Below are 17,277 nucleotides of genomic sequence, written 5' to 3'. Positions count from 1 at the left end.
CCTGAGTGGCGTTCCCACAATCTAGGCAGCGGTGCGTGCGATCCAACGAGGGTTTTCACACAGCCTCCAGCGGAAGCGGACGTCCGTAAACTCATAGCGCAATACCACTTGAGGGGACGCATGCTCGGTTTGCTTCCATGGGAGCGTTGGCTACATCCGTTGATCTATGGCCCTCTCATGACGGCTTTCGCAATTTGGTACATGTGGTCGGAACACGCATCACTTGCATGGTGGAAGTGGCTTCTCCTTGTCGCGGGCGCCCTCTACGGCGTCGTAGGTACCGTCCTATGGGTTATCAAGCGAACGAATATTTTCGATAGCTCATCTCACGTAGAACGATAGTTAGGCGTCGATGCCCTGACCTGTGGACAGGTCAGCAACCAGCCTCAAGGCGCCGATCACTCCGCTGCAGAAGCGCAACTAGTTCTTCCGGTAGTGCGCCGTGATCGCATCGATCAGCGCCTGCCTGACCATGGCCGCCTGCGGATCGGTCGCGGCCGGCCAGGCGCTCTGGGTGACGACGACGAGGTTGAGTTCGGGGTCGATCCAGATGCCCTGGCCGAAGATGCCCGAGGCCCGGTAGGGCTTGCCGCGGGTGGTCCACCACTGCAGTCCGTAGCCGCCACGGCCCTGCAGGCCCTCGGTGGCTTCACGCGTCGTCGTCGTGGCCTGCTCGACCCAGCCGTCCGGCACCACCGCCTGCCCGTCGGGCAGACGGGCGCCGCGCATGAAGAAGAGGGCGAAGCGGCCATAGTCGCGCAGTGTGACCGACAGGCAGCAGCCGGCAATCTCGGCACCCGAGCGGTCGAGCATCCAATAGGCGTCGCCCTCCATGCCCAGCGGCTGCCAAAGTTTCTCGGACAGGTAGTCGGACAGCGTCCGGCCCGTCGCCGCCCGCACCAGCGAGCCGACGAGATTGGTCTCGCCCGTCTTGTAGACCCACTTGCTGCCCGGCGCGGCTTCGCGAGGCAGGCGGGCCATGTAGGTGACGACCGGGTCCGAGCCGTTGACGGAGGGCTCCGCGGCGAAGCGGGCGACGTCGGAGTTGGGGTCGCCGTAGTCTTCGTTCCAGCGCACGCCGGACGTCATGTTGAGGAGCTGCCGCACGCTGACGCCCTCGTAGCCAGAGCCCTTGAGTCCCGGCAGATAGGTGGTGACGGCGTCGTCGAGGCTCTTGATGCGCCCGTCGCGGATCGCCGCTCCGACGAGAGTGGACGAGAACGACTTGGCGACCGAGAAGCTCGTCCAGCGCATCTGCGGCGTCTGGCCCAGGCCGTAGCGCTCCAGCACCACCTGGCCGTCCTTCAGCACCAGCAGGCCCGCAGCGCGGTTGCGCGTCATGTAGTCGTCGAGGGTCCAGGTCTGGTCGCCGACCTTGAAGCTGAGTTCCAGCGGCTGGGCCGCCACCGGCAATGCGCTGGCCGTCGATCCACGCTTCACGAGCCGGGTGGGAAACAGATCCTCCATATGGGGATAGCCGGCCTTCTGCTGCTCGAAGCTCCAGAACAGCACGCTGCCGCCGACGCTTGAAGGCGCCGAGGCAGCCGGCGTCGCGGTGGTCGGTTCCGCGGACCGGGCAGGCTGCAGCGCAGCCGTCAGCAGGGCTGCGGTGACGGCCGGCAGGAGTCGCGCGGCGACGAATGTCTTCATGGCTTTGTCCTCGGTGCTGCGGTGAATGGGCGGCCCGGCCACCGTCGGCAGGTCCGCGGCTGGCGAGCTTAAGGGCAAGGCGCCCGGCCAGCGCTGCGTCGAAACGCCCTGTCGTCGTCGTCGTGTCGGCGCAGGGCGATGCCTGTCAGATCTTGCGCGCCTTCACCCGCGCGCCATCGACCAGCGTCGTGGGCGGGTAGAGGACGACCTCGGTGCCGACCGCCGGCCCGCCCTTCACCCATGCATGCGTGCGGCTGCGCGCCATCACCTCGACCGGCTGCAGGCGGGCGCGTTGGCCGTCGATCACGAACACCGCCATGCCTGGGGCATCGGCGCGCGGGAATACAGCGGCCAGCGGCACCTGGCGCGCGCGCGCCTCCGACAGCACGACGATGCGCACGCCCACCCGGTAGCCGTCGCCCAGCGTCGGCCACTGATCGGCGGGTTGCGTCAGGTCGATCAGCACGCGCACGCGCTGCTCCTCGACGCCAAGCGCCGACACCTTGGTGAACGCGCCGGGCTCGACGAGGCGAAGCCGCCCCGTCAGCTCCCCCGGGCCGCCCCAGCGCTCCACGTGCACCATCTGGCCGGGCTTCAGCTTCACGGCCTCGGTGGTCAGCATCTCGGCCACGACCTCCATGCGCGCGGTGTCGCCCAGCTCCAGCAACGGCGTGCCCAGGGCCACGCTGGTTTCGCTGGCCTGCTGGATGCGCAGCACGCGGCCGGCCACGGGCGAGCGCAGCACGAAGGCCGGGCCACCGCCACGCTGCGCCACACCGAGCGCCGCCCGGGCCTGTTCGGCCTCGTGCGTTGCAATGTGGTGCTCGGCCCGTGCCGCCTCCAGGTTGCGCTCGGCGCCGACGGAAGCGAGTCGGTCGGCCACGAGCTTGGTGGGTGCAACGAAGCCCTGCTTGGCCAGCTCGTCGCTGCGCTGCGCCTCGATGCGGGCCTGCATGAGGGCCACCTTGGACCCCTCCACGCGCGCGGCCGCGCGCTCGACGCCCGCCTGCGCGGCGTCCACCCGCGCGCGCAGCTCGCGCAGGCTGCGCTCGTCCAGCAGCGGCGACAGCGAAGGCGTCAGGGTCGCGACGACGTCGCCCGCCGCGATGGCATCGCCCTCCCGCAGCGCGATGCGGTCCAGGCGGCCGGCCAGCGGCGCCGAGACGACGTAGCGGTCGCGCAGCCGGGTGCGGGCGTCTTCGTCCACGGTGGCCTCGAACGGGCCCTCGACGACGCTGCCGACCTCCACGTCCAGCGGGCGAGGCGCGAAGGCCCAGGCCAGCGCCAGCACGGCGGCCAGCGTCGCGCCGGCCAAAGTCAGTTTCGAGGAGGTCTTCATTGTCATTCCCGGGTCTTGAGAACGGCCACCATGTCGAGCCGGTCGATGCGGCGGCGCACGACGGCGCCGCTGGCGAGCCCGGCCGCCACGACACACAGCGCCGCCCAGGCGTAGGTGCGCGCGCGGATCACGACCGGAAAGAAGAACTGGTCGGACTTCAGCAGCTCGGAGATGGCGTGGATGAGGGCCCAGCCCAGGGCCATGCCCAGGGGCAGGGCGATGGCGATGGTGATGGCCATCTCGCCGAGCAGCATGGCCGACACCTCGGCGCGCGTGAAGCCGAGCACCCGCAGGCTGGCCAGCTCCCAGCCGCGCTCGGCCAGCACGATGCGCGCGTTGTTGTAGACCACGCCCACCGCGATGACACTGGCGAACACGGTCATCAGGGTGCTCATGATGCGCACGTTGCGGGCGCTGATCTCCTGCATGTTGCGCACCATCGTGGCCTTGCTGAAGGCGCCGGCCACGCGGGGCATCGCCTGGGTCAGGGCCAGCACCTCGGCCTCCCGGCCCCGTTCGATGGACAGCACCTGGCCGCCACCGAGATCGCCATCGCCCAGCGCGCGGTTGAGGGCGTCGCGGTCGATGTAGGCGTTGAGGCCCATCATGTCGCGCACCGTGCCGCCCACGGCCAGCTCGATGCGGCGCGGCTCGCCCTCCAGCACCTCCAGCCAGACGCGGTCGCCCGGCTTTGCGTCGAGCTTGGCGGCCAACCTGTCCGTGAGCAGCAGGCCGCGATCCTCGAGCGGCAGCTGGCGGTTGTCGACGTCCACCAGCCGGTACAACTCCGGCCGGGGCGCGAAGCCGCGCACGAGGACGCGCTCGGTGCGATGCCCATGACCCATCACCACCGGCACGAAGCGCGTCGTCTCGACACCCCTGACGCCGGGCAGCCGAGCCAGTTCCAGCCGTGCGCGGACGGCGTCTCCGGGCTCGGCCGTCCACACGGTGATGTCGCCGCGCAGGGACAACGTGAACTGCGTGTCGATGATGGCCTCCATCGCGTCGCGGAAGTAGTTGCCGAGGATGGTGATGGCCACCGCGGCAGCCACGCCGCCCACGGCCAAGGCCGCGCGCAGCGGCCGGCGCTCCATGTTGCGCACGGTCATGCGCAGCGCCGGCCCCATGGCCTGGATGCCCAGGCGCTCGAGCAGCGTGCTGCGGTAGCGGCCGGGCGCCGGCGGCCGCATCGCCTCGGCCGGCGCCAGCCTCACCGTAGCGAGGATGGCGCTGAGGGTGCCGATCACCGCGGTGCCGACCGTGATGGCCGCGCTGATGGCCACCAGCGGCGCGGCCAGCTGGTGCTCGAAGCGCGGGAAGTGGAAGAACTCGGCGTACAGCCGCGTCAACGCGCCGCCCAGGATGTCGCCCACCGTCAGGCCGAGTGCGAGGCCCAGGGCCACGATGGCAAGCACGAACTTCAGGTAGTGGGCCGCGATGCTGGCGTTCGTGTAGCCGAGGGCCTTGAGCGCGGCGATCTGCTCGCGCTGGGTGCCGACGAGCCGCGTCACCACCACATTCAGCAGGAAGGCGGCCACGCCGAGGAAGATGGCCGGCAGCACGGTGCCGAGCACCCGCTGTTCCTTGATCTCGTTGTCGAGCATCTGGTGCGAAACCTGGTTGTCGCGGCCATACACGTCGCGGCCGCCATAACGGCCCAGCAGGCGTGACAGGTCCGCCACGGTGCCTTCGGCGGACGCACCCGGCGCCAGCTTCACGGCCACGCGGTTGAACGCACCCTGCATGTCGTAGGCCGCGGCGAGGGCGTCGCGGTCGACCCAGAACACGCCGAAGCCGCGCAGGTCGGGCATGCCCCAGAGGCCGGCGAAGATGTATTCGGGCGACAACGCCGTGCCGACGATGCGCAGCCGGCGCTGCTTGCCGTTGACGAGGGCGTCCACCGCGTCGCCCGGCTTCAGGCCCCGCGCCTGTGCGAAGCCCTCGTTCACGAAGGCCGCCAGGCTGCCGTCGCTGGGGGCGTCGCCCAGGGCGTCAAGGCGCTGCCCGGCGCGCACGCTGACGAGGTTCATGCGCGGCGGCTGCCGCCGGTCCAGTCCAATGAGCTGGCCGATGATGGGATCCGCCAGGCCGGGAATGGAGACCCGCACGGTCGCCTCGACCGTGGTCTGAACGTCGGCCACGCCGGGCAAATCGCGCAGCTCGGCCTCCAGCGCCCGTGGCGCCCGCTTCACACCGGCGAACAGGTCGGCGAAACGGCCCTCGGCATAGAAGTGCTCGCGCGCCAGGGCGAGCGAGTCGACGGCGGAGAGGCTGGTGACGAAGCCGGCGATGCCGCTGGCCACCACCAGCGCGATGGTGAGCGCCTGGCTCCACATGCGCCGCAGGTCGCGCAGCAGCTTGCGGTCGAGGGCGCGCATCACCAGGCCAGCTCCGAGGGCGACAGCCGGTGCTCGTTGACGACGATGCGCTGGATGCGGCCGTCGCCGAGGTGGATGACGCGATCGGCCATGGCGGCGATGGCGGCGTTGTGCGTGATGATGATGGCCGTCGTGCCGAGCTCGCGGTTGACGCGGGCGATGACCTCGAGCACGAGCTTGCCGGTCTGGTAGTCCAGCGCGCCGGTAGGCTCGTCGCAGAGCAGCACTTCGGGGCGCTTGGCGATGGCACGTGCGATTGCCACGCGCTGCTGCTCGCCGCCCGACAGCTGGGAGGGAAAGTGGTCGCGCCGGGGCGCCAGCCCGACGAGGGCCACCGCTTCGTCGGCCGGCATGGGGTCGCGGGCGATGTCGGTGACCAGCGCGACGTTCTCGCGCACCGTGAGGCTGGGGATGAGGTTGTAGAACTGGAAGACGAAGCCGACGTGCTCGCGCCGGTAGGTCGTCAGCACGGCTTCGTCGGCGCCCTGCAGCGCCTGCCCGCCGAACGACACTTCGCCCGTGGTCGGCGTGTCCAGGCCGCCGAGGATGTTCAGCAACGTGGACTTGCCGCTGCCGGATGCACCCAGCAGCACGATGAATTCGCCGCTGAAGACATCCAGGTCGACACCGGACAAGGCCCGGACCTCGATCTCCCCCGTGCGATAGACCTTGCTCAGGCCTCGAGCCCGGAAGACGGGCCGGCCAACCGCTTCATTCACCATGGTCCCGTCATGTTGCGGGGCCAGGTGTGCAGGGGACTTGCGCTATCTCAAGGCGATCGACGAAGGAGGCTTCAGTTCACCGCCTCGCACAAGCGCCTGGCCAGCGCGCCATCTCGCTCGATCAGAAAGGCACGCAGGCGCTGGGCATAACCCGCCGACACGGCCTCACGCACCGACGGCCTTCCTGCCAGCGCCGCGCGCCAGGCCTGCACGCGCGGCTGGCCGTCGAACAGGCCCTCGGGCGGGATGACGTCGAAGTAGCGGAACACCGGGCCGAAGACCGCGTCGACCAGGCCGAAGCGCCGGCCGGCAAACCAGGGCCCTTCGCCCAGCACGGCTTCGAGCTGCTCGAAGCGCAGGCGCAGCGCGGCATAGGCCCGCTCCAGAGCCGTGTCGTCACCCGCGCTGTAGAGCACCGCGATGCCGCTCAACACCGCCGAGCCGAACTCCATCCAGGCCCGCTCACGCGCTCTCGCGAGAGCGTCTTCGGGATGCAGGCGCGGCGGCCGGGTCTCGTCGAGGTATTCGCAGATGACGGCGGACTCGAAGACCGCCTCGCCGCCGACGCTCAGCACCGGCGTCTTGCCCAGCGGCGACAGACGCAGGAACCAGTCGGGCTTGTTGGACAGATCCACGTCAATCCGTTCGAAGGCCACGCCTTTCTCCTTCAGCACGATGGCCGCGCGTTGGACATAAGGGCAGAGGGCATGGCTGATCAGCGTCACACCCGAATTCATGCCGCGCTCCAGGTGAAGCGGTCGCTGCGCTTGAGCGCGGCGGCGCCATCACCGCCCAGCCACAGCACGATGGACATGGCGGCCAGGAAGACCGGGTACTCCCAGCCGCCACCCGGTGCATTGAAGACCCAGCCATTGGGCGCATGCACCCAGGCCGCGCCGAGCAGGACAGGCACCAGGGCCAGCGCGACCTGGCGCGGATAGACGCCCAGCAGCAGCATGGCGCCGCCCATGGCTTCCGCCGCGAAGACGGCATAGGCCAGCGCGCCTGGCAACCCTTGGCCGACGAAGAACTGCGCCGTGCCCGGCAGCGTGAAGACAAAGAGCTTGAGGCCGGCGTGAGCGAGGTACATCAGGCCGAGGGAAAGGCGCAGCAGCAGCAGGCCGGCGGAGGTCGAGGGGTTCATGAGCATCTCCAGGGAAGGGGTGGCGCTGCGGTCAATGTAGGTAGGCATACGGCGCATGAAAATACGCATGCAGATCAACTCCGATTGCAGCCATGCAATACGAACTCGCTCCCGCCGACCTCGCCCTGGTGCTGGCCCTGCACCGCGCCGGCACGCTGGCCGCGGCCGGCGAGCGTCTCGGCGTCAATGCGTCGACCGTCTTCCGCATGCTGCAGCGGCTGGAGCGTGGCCTGGGCCAAACTCTGTTCGAGCGCGGCCGGCGCGGCTACACCGCCCTGGAACTGGCGCGCACGCTGGCCGCCCAGGCCGAGCAGGTCGAAGCGGCGCTGGAAGCCGCCCGCGCCGCGGCGCAAGCCCAGCCCGGCCAGGCCGCCGGCACGGTGCGCCTGACGACGACGGACACGCTGCTGCACGGCCTGCTCGCGCCAGCCCTCGCCACCCTGCATCGCGAGCAGCCGCGGCTGCAGTTCGAGCTGCACACCGGCAACGAGCTGGCCAGCCTGTCGCGACGCGACGCCGACATCGCCTTGCGCGCGACGAGCAAGCCGCCGGCCCACCTGATCGGCCGCCGCGTCGGGCCCATCCGTGTCGCCCTCTACGCGGCGAAGTCCAGCGTCATCAAGCATTGGGACCAGGTCGAGGCCGGCGGCGCGGCGTGGGTCGCACCCGACGACGGCCTGCCCGAGCACCCGTCGGTGCGCTGGCGCCAGAAGCACTTCCCGACGCTGCAGCCGGCTTTCCGCACCGGCAGCGTGCAGAGCGTGGCCGAGCTGGTGGCGCTGGGCCTGGGCGTGGGCGTGCTGCCCCTCTTCCTGGCCGAGCCGCGGCGCGAATTGCGCCGGCTGACCGAGCCGCTGGACGAGGCCGAGACCGATCTCTGGCTGCTGACCCATCCGGAGACGCGCCATTTGCAGCGCGTGCACACGGTCTGGAACCACCTGACCGAAGCGCTCAAACTGGACTGACGCGATCCCAAGGTGGCACGTCCCCACCGCCAAAGCGCTCGGCCAGAAAATCCACCAGCAGGCGCAGGGCCAGCGGCTGGTGCTGGCGCGACAGGAAGACGGCGTGCAGGCCCAGGGGCTCGGGCTCGTAATCGGGCAGCAGGCCGACGAGGCGGCCTTCGCGCAGGTCCTCGGCGACGAAATAGGTCGGCAGGATGGCAATGCCACCGCCGGCCAGCACGGCGCGGCGCAGCACGGCGGCGTCGTTGGTGGACAGGACGTCGGCAATCGGCCGCTCGATGGCCTGGCCGGCATGCCGGAAGCGGTACTGCGCCGCGCTGACGAAGGCATGGGCCATGCAGCGATGGGCCTGCAGGTCCTCCAGCGTCTCGGGCCGGCCGCGCTCGGCGAGGTAGCCGGGCGAAGCACACAGCACCGAGCGGCAGACGCCCAGCGGCCGCGTGATCAGCGTGGGCTCCAGCGTGTTGGTGATGCGCACGGCCAGGTCTATGCCTTCGGCGGCGAGATCCACGCTGCGATCGGCCACCATCAGCGTGAAGCCGACTTGGGGGTGGGCGCGCTGGAAGTCAACCAGGGCCGGCGTGAGCTGGGCATCGGCGAACGACGGCGAGCAGGTGATGCGCAGCCGTCCGGCGGGCTCACGGCGGGCGACACCGGCCTGGTGGGCGACGTCTTCGCTCAGGTCCAGCAGCTGGCGGCAGGAGGCCAGGGCCGACTGCCCCGCCTCGGTCAGGCTCAGGCGCCGCGTCGTGCGGTGCAGCAGGCGTGCCCCCAGCCAGGCCTCCATGGCCGCCAGATAGCGGCTGACCATGGCGGTGGACATGTCCAGGCGCTCGGCCGCCTGGGTCAGGCTGCCCTGCTCGACGACGGTGACGAAGACGCGGGTGGCGGTGAGACGGTCCATCAACGGCCGATTCTGTCGATTGGCGCAACAAATATTCGATTGAAGCGAACTTTATCGACTGAACCAACGTAAATACAGTGAATCCGGTCCCACAAACCCTTCACCGGAACGCTCACCATGTCCTTCTTCCACCCCCGCCGCTTCGCCCGCCTGCTGCTGCCCACGCTGACCGCCGTCGCCACCGGCGCCGCCCTGGCCCAGGCCCCCGCCACACCCCTGACCCTCAAGGTCTACAACGCCGATGCCAACAGCTTCCACGTCAACGCCATCGTCGTCAGCGGCAAGACCGAGGCCATCGTCATCGACAGCGGCTTCACCCGCGCCGACGCGCTGCGCGTGGCCGCCAACGTGCTGGACAGCGGCAAGGCGCTGAAGGCCATCTTCATCAGCCAGGCCGACCCCGACTACTACTTCGGCGCCGAGGTGCTGAAGAGCCTGTTCCCGCAGGCCCAGGTGCTGACCACGCCGGCCGTGCGCGACAAGATCCAGGCCAAGCTGGCCGGCAAGGTCTCGTTCTGGGGTCCCAAGATGGGCACGAATGCACCGCGCCAGCCCGTGCTGCCCGAGGCCATGACCGGCACGACGCTGACCGTCGACGGCGAGACCATCGAATTGCGCGGCACCACCGGCACGCTGGCCCATCGCCCTTGGCTGTGGATCCCGTCCAGCCGCGCCATCGTCGGCAACATCGCCGTCTTCGGCGGCCTGCATGTGTGGACGGCCGACACGCAAAAGCCCGCCGAGCGTGCGGCATGGGCGACCCAGCTGGACGAGATGCTGGCGCTGAAGCCGGCCGTCGTCGTGCCCGGCCACATGGCCGCCGGCACGGCCCTGGACGACAGCGCCATCCGCTACACCCAGGCCTATCTGCAGCGCTTCGAGGCCGAGCTGCCCAAGGCCGCCAACGCCGCCGCGCTGATCGCGACGATGCAGCAGGCCTACCCGCAGGCTGGCCTCGGCATCGCCCTGGACATCGGCGCCAAGGTCAACAAGGGCGAGATGGCCTGGTAAAGAGCCTGGCAAGCCCCGCCCCGGCCCGGGCGGGGAGCATTCGACGGACACTGTTGACCTTCCCACGATGGGAAGGCTGAGGATGACTCCAAGTCCTCACCGAAGTGCCCGCCATGACCTCCCCCACCTCCGCCCTCAACGACGTGACGCTGCAAGTCAGCGGCATGAGCTGCGCCTCCTGCGTGCGCCGCGTCGAGAAGGCCCTGCAGGCCGTCCCCGGCGTGCAGCAGGCCAGCGTCAACCTCGCCACCGAGAAGGCCAGCATCCAGGCCCTGCCCAATGTGCCGGTCGCGGCGCTGACGGCAGCCCTGGGCAAGGCCGGCTACCCGGCCATCGCGGTCGAGCGTGCCGCCCCGCCGGCACCCGAGCCCAGCGGCGGCCTGCCCGCCTGGTGGCCGGTGGCCGCGGGTGGAGCGCTCAGCCTGCCGCTGATGTTGCCCATGCTGGCCGGCGTCATGCTGCCGGGCTGGCAGCAGCTGCTGCTGGCCACGCCGGTGCAGTTCATCCTCGGTGCGCGCTTCTACCGCGCCGGCTGGGGTGCGCTGCGTGCCGGCAGCGGCAATATGGACCTGCTGGTGGCCCTGGGCACCTCGGCGGCCTATGGGCTGTCGGTCTATCTGCTGCTGCGCCACCCCGGCCACACCCACCTCTACTTCGAGGCCTCGGCCGCCGTCATCACCCTGGTGCTGCTCGGCAAATTCCTCGAGCAGCGCGCCAAGCGCCAGACGACGGATGCCATCCGCGCACTGAATGCGTTGCGCCCGGCCACGGCGCGGGTGCTGCGCGGTGACATCGAAGTGGAAGTGCCGGTGGCCGAAGTCCGCGTGGGCGACCTGGTCGCCGTGCGGCCCGGCGACCGCATCGCCGTCGACGGCGAGATCGTCGGCGGCCGCAGCCATGTCGACGAGTCGCTGATCACCGGCGAGAGCCTGCCGGTGGCCAAGTCCGAAGGCCAGCGCGTGACCGGTGGCGCCATCAACGCCGAGGGCGCGCTGACGGTGCGCACCACGGCCATCGGCGCCGAAACGGCCCTGGCCCGCATCATCCGCATGGTCGAGTCGGCCCAGGCCGCCAAGGCCCCCATCCAGCGCATCGTCGACCGCGTCAGCGCCGTCTTCGTGCCCATCGTGCTCGTGCTGGCGGCACTCACCTTTATCGGCTGGTGGTTCCACGCCGGCGACGCCGAACAGGCCCTGGTCAACGCCGTTGCCGTCCTCGTCATCGCCTGCCCCTGTGCCCTGGGCCTGGCCACGCCGACGACGCTGATGGCCGGCACCGGCGTCGCCGCCCGCCAGGGCATCCTCATCAAGGACGCCGAGGCGCTGGAACTCGCCCACGCCGTGACTGTCGTCGCCTTCGACAAGACCGGCACGCTGACCGTGGGCCAGCCGACACTGACCCAGGTCCTGCCGGCCGCAGGCGTGAGCCGCGATGAAATGCTGCAACGGGCCGCTGCCCTGCAACGCAGCAGCAGCCATCCGCTGGCCCTTGCCGTGCTGGCCGAGGCCAAGGACCTGGCCGCCCTGCCCGTCGAGCAGGCCCGTGCGCTGCCGGGTCGCGGTGTCGAAGGCGTCGTGCAGGGGCGCCGCCTCGCCCTCGGCAGCGCACGCCTCGCGCAGGAGCTGGGCGTGGCCGGCGCAGCGCTGGCGGCCGAGGCCCTGAAGCTCGAGGCCGAGGGCCACACCGTCTCCTGGCTGATCGAAGGTGACCGCCTGCTCGGCCTGCTGGCCTTCGGCGACCGCATCAAGGACAGCGCCGCCGCGGCCGTCGCGCAATTGCAGGCGCGCGGCATCCGCACCGTCATGCTGACCGGCGACAGCCGCGGCGCCGCGGCCGGCGTCGCGCGCCAGCTCGGCATCGGCGAGGTCCACGCCGAGGTGCTGCCGGGCGACAAGGCCGCCACCGTGCAGGCCCTGCGCGAGAGCGGCGCCGTCGTGGCCTTCGTCGGTGATGGGCTGAATGACGGGCCGGCCCTGGCCGCCGCGTCGGTGGGCTTCGCGATGGCCGGCGGCGCCGATGTGGCGACCGAGGCCGCCGGCGTCACGCTGATGCGCGGCGACCCGCGGCTGGTCGTCGATGCCCTCGACATCTCGCACCGCACCTACGCCAAGATCCGCCAGGGCCTGTTCTGGGCTTTTGCCTACAACGTCGTCGGCATCCCGCTCGCTGCACTCGGCCTGCTCAATCCCGTCATCGCCGGCGCGGCCATGGCCTTCAGCAGCGTCAGCGTCGTCACCAATGCACTGACGCTGAAGCGCTGGCGCGGCACGGCCACGGGACAAGCGCGATGAACATCGGCGAAGCGGCCCGCGCCAGCGGCGTATCGACCAAGATGATCCGGCACTACGAAGGCATAGGCCTGGTGCCGCCGCCGGCGCGCAGCGAGGCCGACTACCGCGTCTACGGCGAGCGCGAGATCCACCTGCTGCGCTTCATCCGCCACTCGCGCGACCTGGGCTTCTCGCTGGCGCAGATCCGCGCCCTGCTCGGCCTCTGGCAGGACCGCGACCGCCCCAGCCGCCAGGTGCGCGCGCTGGCGCTGGAGCATCTGGCCGAAGTGGAAGCCAAGCTCGCCGAGCTGCAGGCCATCAAGTCGACGCTGCAGCAGCTGGTGCACAGCTGCCACGGCGACGAGCGGCCCGACTGCCCCATCCTCGACACGCTGGAGACAGGCTCGCGGTAACAAAGCGCTGACACATCCGCGCTATCGTTGCCCATCCTCATCACACCGCGAGTCCACGATGCGCTTCGCCCTCCTTGCCGTCCTGGCCCTGGCCGCTGCCGCCGCTCAAGCGTCGTCCACCACGGCCTCCTCGGCCGCCGACGCCGGTTCGTCCGCCTCGGGCAGCGTGTCGGATTCCTTCAAGGGTTCGTCCAACAGCAGCGCCGGTGGCGAGCGCCGCGCCGAAGGCCGCTATCGCGTCACCGAAGTGGCCCAGGCCGACAGCGCCGGCAAGCTGCGCCTGAAGCTGGAGCGCGAGGGCGCCGCGCCCGTCGAGCTGACCCTGCCCCAGCAGGCGCTGGCGGCCCGGGCCGTCAACGTCGGCGATGAGGTGCAGGCCACGCCCCAGCCCTATGGCGTCGCCTTCGCCCATGCGGACAACGGCCAGGCCTTCTTCCTCGTGCTGGAGGACAACTGGCACCGCGAGCTGGCGGCACGCGTCGTCAAGCCTTGATCCGGGCAGCCGTCACAGCCGCCCTGCTGCTGACGGCAGCCACGGCGCAGGCCGGCGTGCTGCCCCGCGGCTGCGACCCCAACCGCGAAGTCACGGCCGCCCAGCAGGACCGGCTGCTGCGCTTCACGGCCGTCATCCGCCAGTTGCTGGCCGAGTCCGGCACCCCGGCCGCCTTGATCGCGCGTTCGGGCACCGACCTGTCGCGCTTCGGCCTGCGCTACTCCCACGCCGCCATCGCGCTGGCTTCAGGGCTGGACACGCCTTGGGCCGTGCGCCAGCTCTACTACGCCTGCGCCGAGGGAGCGCCCCGCCTCTTCGACCAGGGCCTGGCCGGCTTCGTCTCGGGCAGCGACGACGTCGACATCGGCTATGTCAGCGTGCTGCTGCTGCCGCCCGAGGCCGCCGCGCCGCTGGCAGCCGCGACGCTGGACAAGCCGATGGCGCTGGGGCTGCTGAACGCGCGCTACAGCGCCAACGCCTATCCCTTCAGCACCCGCTACCAGAACTGCAACCAGTGGGTGGCCGAACTGCTCGCCGCCGCCAGCGCCGGCCCGCGCACCCGCGAGGAGGCTCAAGCCTGGCTGCAGCGCGAGGGCTATGCGCCCGTGCCCGTGCAGGCGCCCGGCTGGCTGCTGCTGGCCGGCCACGCCATGCCCTGGCTGCACTTCGACGACCAGCCGCGCGAACAGCTGCGCGCCGGCGCCGTGCAGACCAGCCTGCCGGACAGCCTGCAGGCCTTTGCGCAGCGGCGCTGGCCGACCGCACGACGCGTCGAGTTCTGCCATGGGCCGCAGGGTGTCGTGCAGCGCGAAGGCGGCGCGCCGCTGGCAGCGGGCTGCGTGCCGCAAGCGGGCGACCGCGTCATCGCATGGAACTGAAGGCGCCGCGATGAAGGATCCCACCGCCGCCCAGGTCGCCGACTTCATCGCCCGCTACACCCCCGAGATGGCCGCAGCCATCTCGGCCTGCCGAAGCAAGCTGCAGGCGCGCGTCACCCACGGCTACGAACTCGTCTACGACAACTACAACGCGCTGGCCATCGGCTATGCCTGGGCCGACAAGGCCTCGGCCAGCCTGGTGTCCATTGCCGGCTATCCGCGCTGGGTGACGCTGTTCTTCCTCTACGGCCGTGACCTGCCCGACCCCGAAGGCCTGCTCGAAGGCGAGGGAGTGCGGGTGCGCAGCATCCGCCTGAAGTCGCCCGACGACCTCGACCGCCCCGCGGTGCGCCGCCTGCTGGACCTCGCCCTGGCGCCGCACGCGGGCGACTTCGCAGCGGCGCCGCCCTTGAAGACCGTCGTCAAGTCCGTCGCCGCGAAGCAGAGGGACCGGCGCCCGCCGTGAAGAGGCCTCCGGCCTGAGCCACCAAAAATGAGGATGTGCGGCGCGCCCGCGCTGCGCACAGTCCGACCCCACAACAACGAGCTTTTCTCGGGGGCCGAAATGGACGAATTGATGGATCGGGCCGTGGACACCACGGCGGGGGAGAACTCCAACGAAGGGGCCGAGCTGCGAGGCTCGTCCTTCGACTACCTGACGCAACCGGGCACCGACCTGGTCGCCAAGGCCCAGGCCTTCCATGCCTGGGCGCAGAACCGCGTGGCGCATGGCGTCTTTCCCTATGCCAAGCGCCTGGGCGGCCGGCCTGGCGCCACGGCCGAGCTGACACTGCTGGACGGCCAGCGCCATGCCGGGCTGAACTTCTCGTCGCAGGAATACCTGTCGCTGGCCCGCCATCCCAAGGTGTGCGCGGCGGCGCAGGCAGCGATGGAGCGCTACGGCGTTCACAGCGCCGGTTCCACCGCCCTGGCCGGCAATGTCGAGGAGGCGGCGGCGCTGGAAGCCGAGCTGGGCGAACTGCTGCGCACGCCTGAGGTGCTGCTGTTCCCGACCGGCTGGGCCGCGGGCTTCGGCGCCATCAAGGGCCTGGTGCGCGAGGCCGACCACATCGTCATCGACCAGCTCGCCCACAACTGCCTGCACGAGGGCGCGCGCGCGGCGACGCCCAATATCCATCTGCACCGCCACCTGGACGCCGACCATGTCGAGCGCCTGCTCAAGCGGGTGCGCCAGCGCGACCCGCACAACGGCATCCTCGTCGTCACCGAGGGCTGCTTCTCGATGGATGCCGACTCGCCGGACATCGCCCGCCTGCAGGCGCTGGCCCACCAGTACGGCGCCCTGCTGATGGTGGACATCGCCCATGACCTCGGCTGCATGGGCCCGGGCGGCGGCGGCCAGCTCGAGATGCAGGGCATGCTCGGCAAGGTCGACCTGGTGATGGGCTCCTTCTCCAAGACCTTCGCGTCCAACGGCGGCTTCGTCGCCAGCCACCACCGCGCGATCAAGGAATACCTGCGCTTCTACGCCGCGCCCAACACCTTCTCCAACGCGCTGTCACCGGTGCAGGTGGCCATCATCCGCGCCTGCGTGGCCATCGTGCGCTCCGCCGAGGGGCAGCAGCGCCGTGACCGGCTGATGCAGGGCATCCTGGGCCTGCGCAACGCGCTGACCGAGCACGGCATCACCGTGCTGGGCCACCCTTCGCCCATCGTGCCCGTCATGCTGGGCCACGACGCCCTGGCCCGCGTGGCCAGCCGCGAGATGGCCCAGGCCGGCCTGCTGGCCAACCTCGTCGAGTACCCGGCGGTGTCGCTGAACAGCGCCCGGCTGCGCATGCAGGTCATGGCCGACCACACGCCGGCCCTGGCGCAGACGGCGGCGCGCATCGTGGCGGACTCGCTGCAGCGTGCACGTGACATCACGGGTCACGTGCACTGAAGCCCCTCGCCCAGCGCTCGGCCCGAATGCAAATGCAGCGGATCAGTCCCGTGCGGGGATTTTGAGCCCGCGCTGCACCGCCGGCCTGGCCAGGAAGGCCTGCAGCACCCGCTCGACCTCGGGGAAGTCGTCATAGCCGACGAGGTCGCGTGCGCCGTAGAAGCCGATCAGGTTGTTGACCCAGGGGAAGGTCGCGATGTCGGCGATGCCGTAGTCGTCGCCCATGATCCAGGCCTTGCCCTGGAGGTGGACCTCCAGCACCTTGAGCAGGCGCCTGGCCTCGGCGGCATAGCGGTCGCGCGGACGCTTGTCCTCATAGTCCTTGCCGGCGAACTTGTGGAAGAAGCCGACCTGGCCAAACATCGGCCCGATGCCGCCCATCTGGAACATCAGCCACTGGATGGCTTCGTAACGACGCGCCGGGTCCCGGGGCAGCAGCTGGCCGGTCTTGTCGGCCAGGTAGATGAGGATGGCGCCGCTCTCGAACAGCGGCAGCGGCTGGCCGCCAGGACCGTCGGGGTCGATGATGGCCGGGATCTTGTTGTTCGGGTTCAGCGACAGGAACTCGGGGCTGAGCTGGTCGTCAGTGGTGAAGCTGACCAGATGCGGCTCATAGGCCAGGCCGATCTCCTCCAGCGCGATGGCCACCTTGACGCCGTTGGGCGTGGGCAGGGAATAGAGCTGCAGGCGATCCGGGTGGGCGGCGGGCCATTTCTTGGTGATGGGGAAGGCGCTCAGGTCGGTCATGTCGTGGGCGGGAGCGAAGGAGTCGGGCCACTTTAGGGGCGACGGCCAAGACCCGGGCCGGACGAGGCTTTCAGCGCTGGCGTAGGGGAAGGCGTGGGGAAGGGGGCGCTCAGCGCACCCCGGCCGGCTTGCGCGTGGCCTGGCAGAACTTGGCCTGCGCAGCCTTGTCCTCGGGCTCGACGCGCGGCTCCAGGCCCGCCAGGGCTTGCGTCACATGGGCGTTGCCCTTGTATTTCTGCTTGAGCCGGGCCAGCTCGGCATCGGTGCCGGGGCAGCTCTGGCAGACCAACCAGTCAATGTCCTTCTGGCGCTCGGCGTCAAAGCCGTGCTGGCCGCGGTAGTGGTCGCAGGCCTCGCGCAACTCGACCAGGGTCTGGACCTCCTTGGGCAAAGGCGTCGGTGCCGCCCACGCCGCCAGCGAGGCGCAGAGAAGCGCTGCTGCGGCCGACCGGCTCATGCC

The 17,277-nt window shown here is 70.4% G+C and carries 17 protein-coding genes; 8 read left to right on the top strand and 9 right to left on the bottom strand.

What is annotated here, in order from left to right; translation table 11 throughout:
• Positions 1–420: 420 nt before the first annotated feature.
• The 6 genes from AC3WOE_RS06065 to AC3WOE_RS06040 form a co-directional block, all read right to left on the bottom strand.
• Entirely contained in the window at positions 421–1,650 is a 1,230-nt protein-coding gene (locus AC3WOE_RS06065; RefSeq protein ID WP_492689031.1) for a serine hydrolase domain-containing protein, read from the bottom strand.
• A gap of 145 nt (positions 1,651–1,795) precedes the next feature.
• Entirely contained in the window at positions 1,796–2,989 is a 1,194-nt protein-coding gene (locus AC3WOE_RS06060; RefSeq protein ID WP_492689029.1) for an efflux RND transporter periplasmic adaptor subunit, read from the bottom strand.
• Between the two features lie 2 nt (positions 2,990–2,991).
• Complete coding sequence (locus AC3WOE_RS06055) at positions 2,992–5,367, bottom strand: ABC transporter permease (RefSeq protein WP_492689027.1); 2,376 nt, start codon at positions 5,365–5,367, stop codon at positions 2,992–2,994.
• Complete coding sequence (locus tag AC3WOE_RS06050) at positions 5,367–6,089, bottom strand: ABC transporter ATP-binding protein (RefSeq protein WP_492689025.1); 723 nt, start codon at positions 6,087–6,089, stop codon at positions 5,367–5,369. The genes AC3WOE_RS06055 and AC3WOE_RS06050 overlap by 1 nt, the downstream gene beginning before the upstream one ends.
• A gap of 71 nt (positions 6,090–6,160) precedes the next feature.
• A complete protein-coding gene (locus AC3WOE_RS06045; RefSeq protein ID WP_492689024.1) occupies positions 6,161–6,826 on the bottom strand; it encodes a glutathione S-transferase family protein in 666 nt (221 codons plus the stop codon).
• Entirely contained in the window at positions 6,823–7,239 is a 417-nt protein-coding gene (locus AC3WOE_RS06040; protein WP_492689216.1) for a DoxX family protein, read from the bottom strand. Before AC3WOE_RS06040 ends, AC3WOE_RS06045 begins: the two co-directional genes overlap by 4 nt.
• 86 nt (positions 7,240–7,325) lie before the next feature.
• On the opposite strand from AC3WOE_RS06040, the gene AC3WOE_RS06035 reads away from it, so the two are divergent.
• Positions 7,326–8,198: a LysR family transcriptional regulator gene (locus tag AC3WOE_RS06035; protein ID WP_492689023.1), complete on the top strand. Its 873-nt coding sequence runs from the start codon at positions 7,326–7,328 to the stop codon at positions 8,196–8,198.
• Here AC3WOE_RS06035 and AC3WOE_RS06030 read toward each other — a convergent pair.
• Positions 8,185–9,102: a LysR family transcriptional regulator gene (locus AC3WOE_RS06030; protein WP_492689021.1), complete on the bottom strand. Its 918-nt coding sequence runs from the start codon at positions 9,100–9,102 to the stop codon at positions 8,185–8,187. The two genes, AC3WOE_RS06035 and AC3WOE_RS06030, sit on opposite strands and share 14 nt — an antisense overlap.
• A gap of 117 nt (positions 9,103–9,219) precedes the next feature.
• Between AC3WOE_RS06030 and AC3WOE_RS06025 the strand changes: the two genes are divergently transcribed.
• The 7 genes from AC3WOE_RS06025 (at position 9,220) to AC3WOE_RS05995 (ending at position 16,070) form a co-directional block, all read left to right on the top strand.
• A complete protein-coding gene (locus AC3WOE_RS06025; RefSeq protein WP_492689020.1) occupies positions 9,220–10,113 on the top strand; it encodes an MBL fold metallo-hydrolase in 894 nt (297 codons plus the stop codon).
• Positions 10,114–10,226: 113 nt separating this feature from the next.
• Entirely contained in the window at positions 10,227–12,404 is a 2,178-nt protein-coding gene (locus tag AC3WOE_RS06020; RefSeq protein WP_492689018.1) for a heavy metal translocating P-type ATPase, read from the top strand.
• The gene (gene cueR / locus AC3WOE_RS06015) at positions 12,401–12,796 is read left to right on the top strand and encodes a Cu(I)-responsive transcriptional regulator (protein WP_492689017.1); all 396 of its coding nucleotides are present in this window, start codon (positions 12,401–12,403) and stop codon (positions 12,794–12,796) included. The genes AC3WOE_RS06020 and cueR overlap by 4 nt, the downstream gene beginning before the upstream one ends.
• Before the next feature lie 58 nt (positions 12,797–12,854).
• Positions 12,855–13,289, top strand: coding sequence for a hypothetical protein (locus tag AC3WOE_RS06010; protein ID WP_492689016.1), 435 nt, complete (start codon positions 12,855–12,857; stop codon positions 13,287–13,289).
• Positions 13,286–14,167 carry a DUF2145 domain-containing protein gene (locus AC3WOE_RS06005; protein WP_492689015.1) on the top strand — a complete coding sequence of 294 codons (882 nt, stop codon included), beginning with the start codon at positions 13,286–13,288 and terminating at the stop codon, positions 14,165–14,167. The genes AC3WOE_RS06010 and AC3WOE_RS06005 overlap by 4 nt, the downstream gene beginning before the upstream one ends.
• A 10-nt stretch (positions 14,168–14,177) precedes the next feature.
• The gene (locus AC3WOE_RS06000; RefSeq protein WP_492689013.1) at positions 14,178–14,633 is read left to right on the top strand and encodes a hypothetical protein; all 456 of its coding nucleotides are present in this window, start codon (positions 14,178–14,180) and stop codon (positions 14,631–14,633) included.
• 99 nt (positions 14,634–14,732) lie between these two features.
• On the top strand, positions 14,733–16,070 hold the full coding sequence (locus tag AC3WOE_RS05995; protein ID WP_492689011.1) for an aminotransferase class I/II-fold pyridoxal phosphate-dependent enzyme: 1,338 nt from the start codon (positions 14,733–14,735) through the stop codon (positions 16,068–16,070).
• Between the two features lie 42 nt (positions 16,071–16,112).
• Here the strand turns inward: AC3WOE_RS05995 and AC3WOE_RS05990 are convergent, their stop codons facing one another.
• Positions 16,113–16,817 carry a glutathione S-transferase N-terminal domain-containing protein gene (locus AC3WOE_RS05990; RefSeq protein ID WP_492689009.1) on the bottom strand — a complete coding sequence of 235 codons (705 nt, stop codon included), beginning with the start codon at positions 16,815–16,817 and terminating at the stop codon, positions 16,113–16,115.
• Positions 16,818–16,926: 109 nt separating this feature from the next.
• Positions 16,927–17,274: a hypothetical protein gene (locus AC3WOE_RS05985; protein WP_492689007.1), complete on the bottom strand. Its 348-nt coding sequence runs from the start codon at positions 17,272–17,274 to the stop codon at positions 16,927–16,929.
• Positions 17,275–17,277: the final 3 nt, after the last annotated feature.

The sequence above is a fragment of the Roseateles sp. FW305-36 genome, assembly GCF_058787015.1.
The sequence above is the reverse complement of the archived record's forward strand: the minus strand, read 5'-3'. Positions and strand labels throughout refer to the sequence as shown.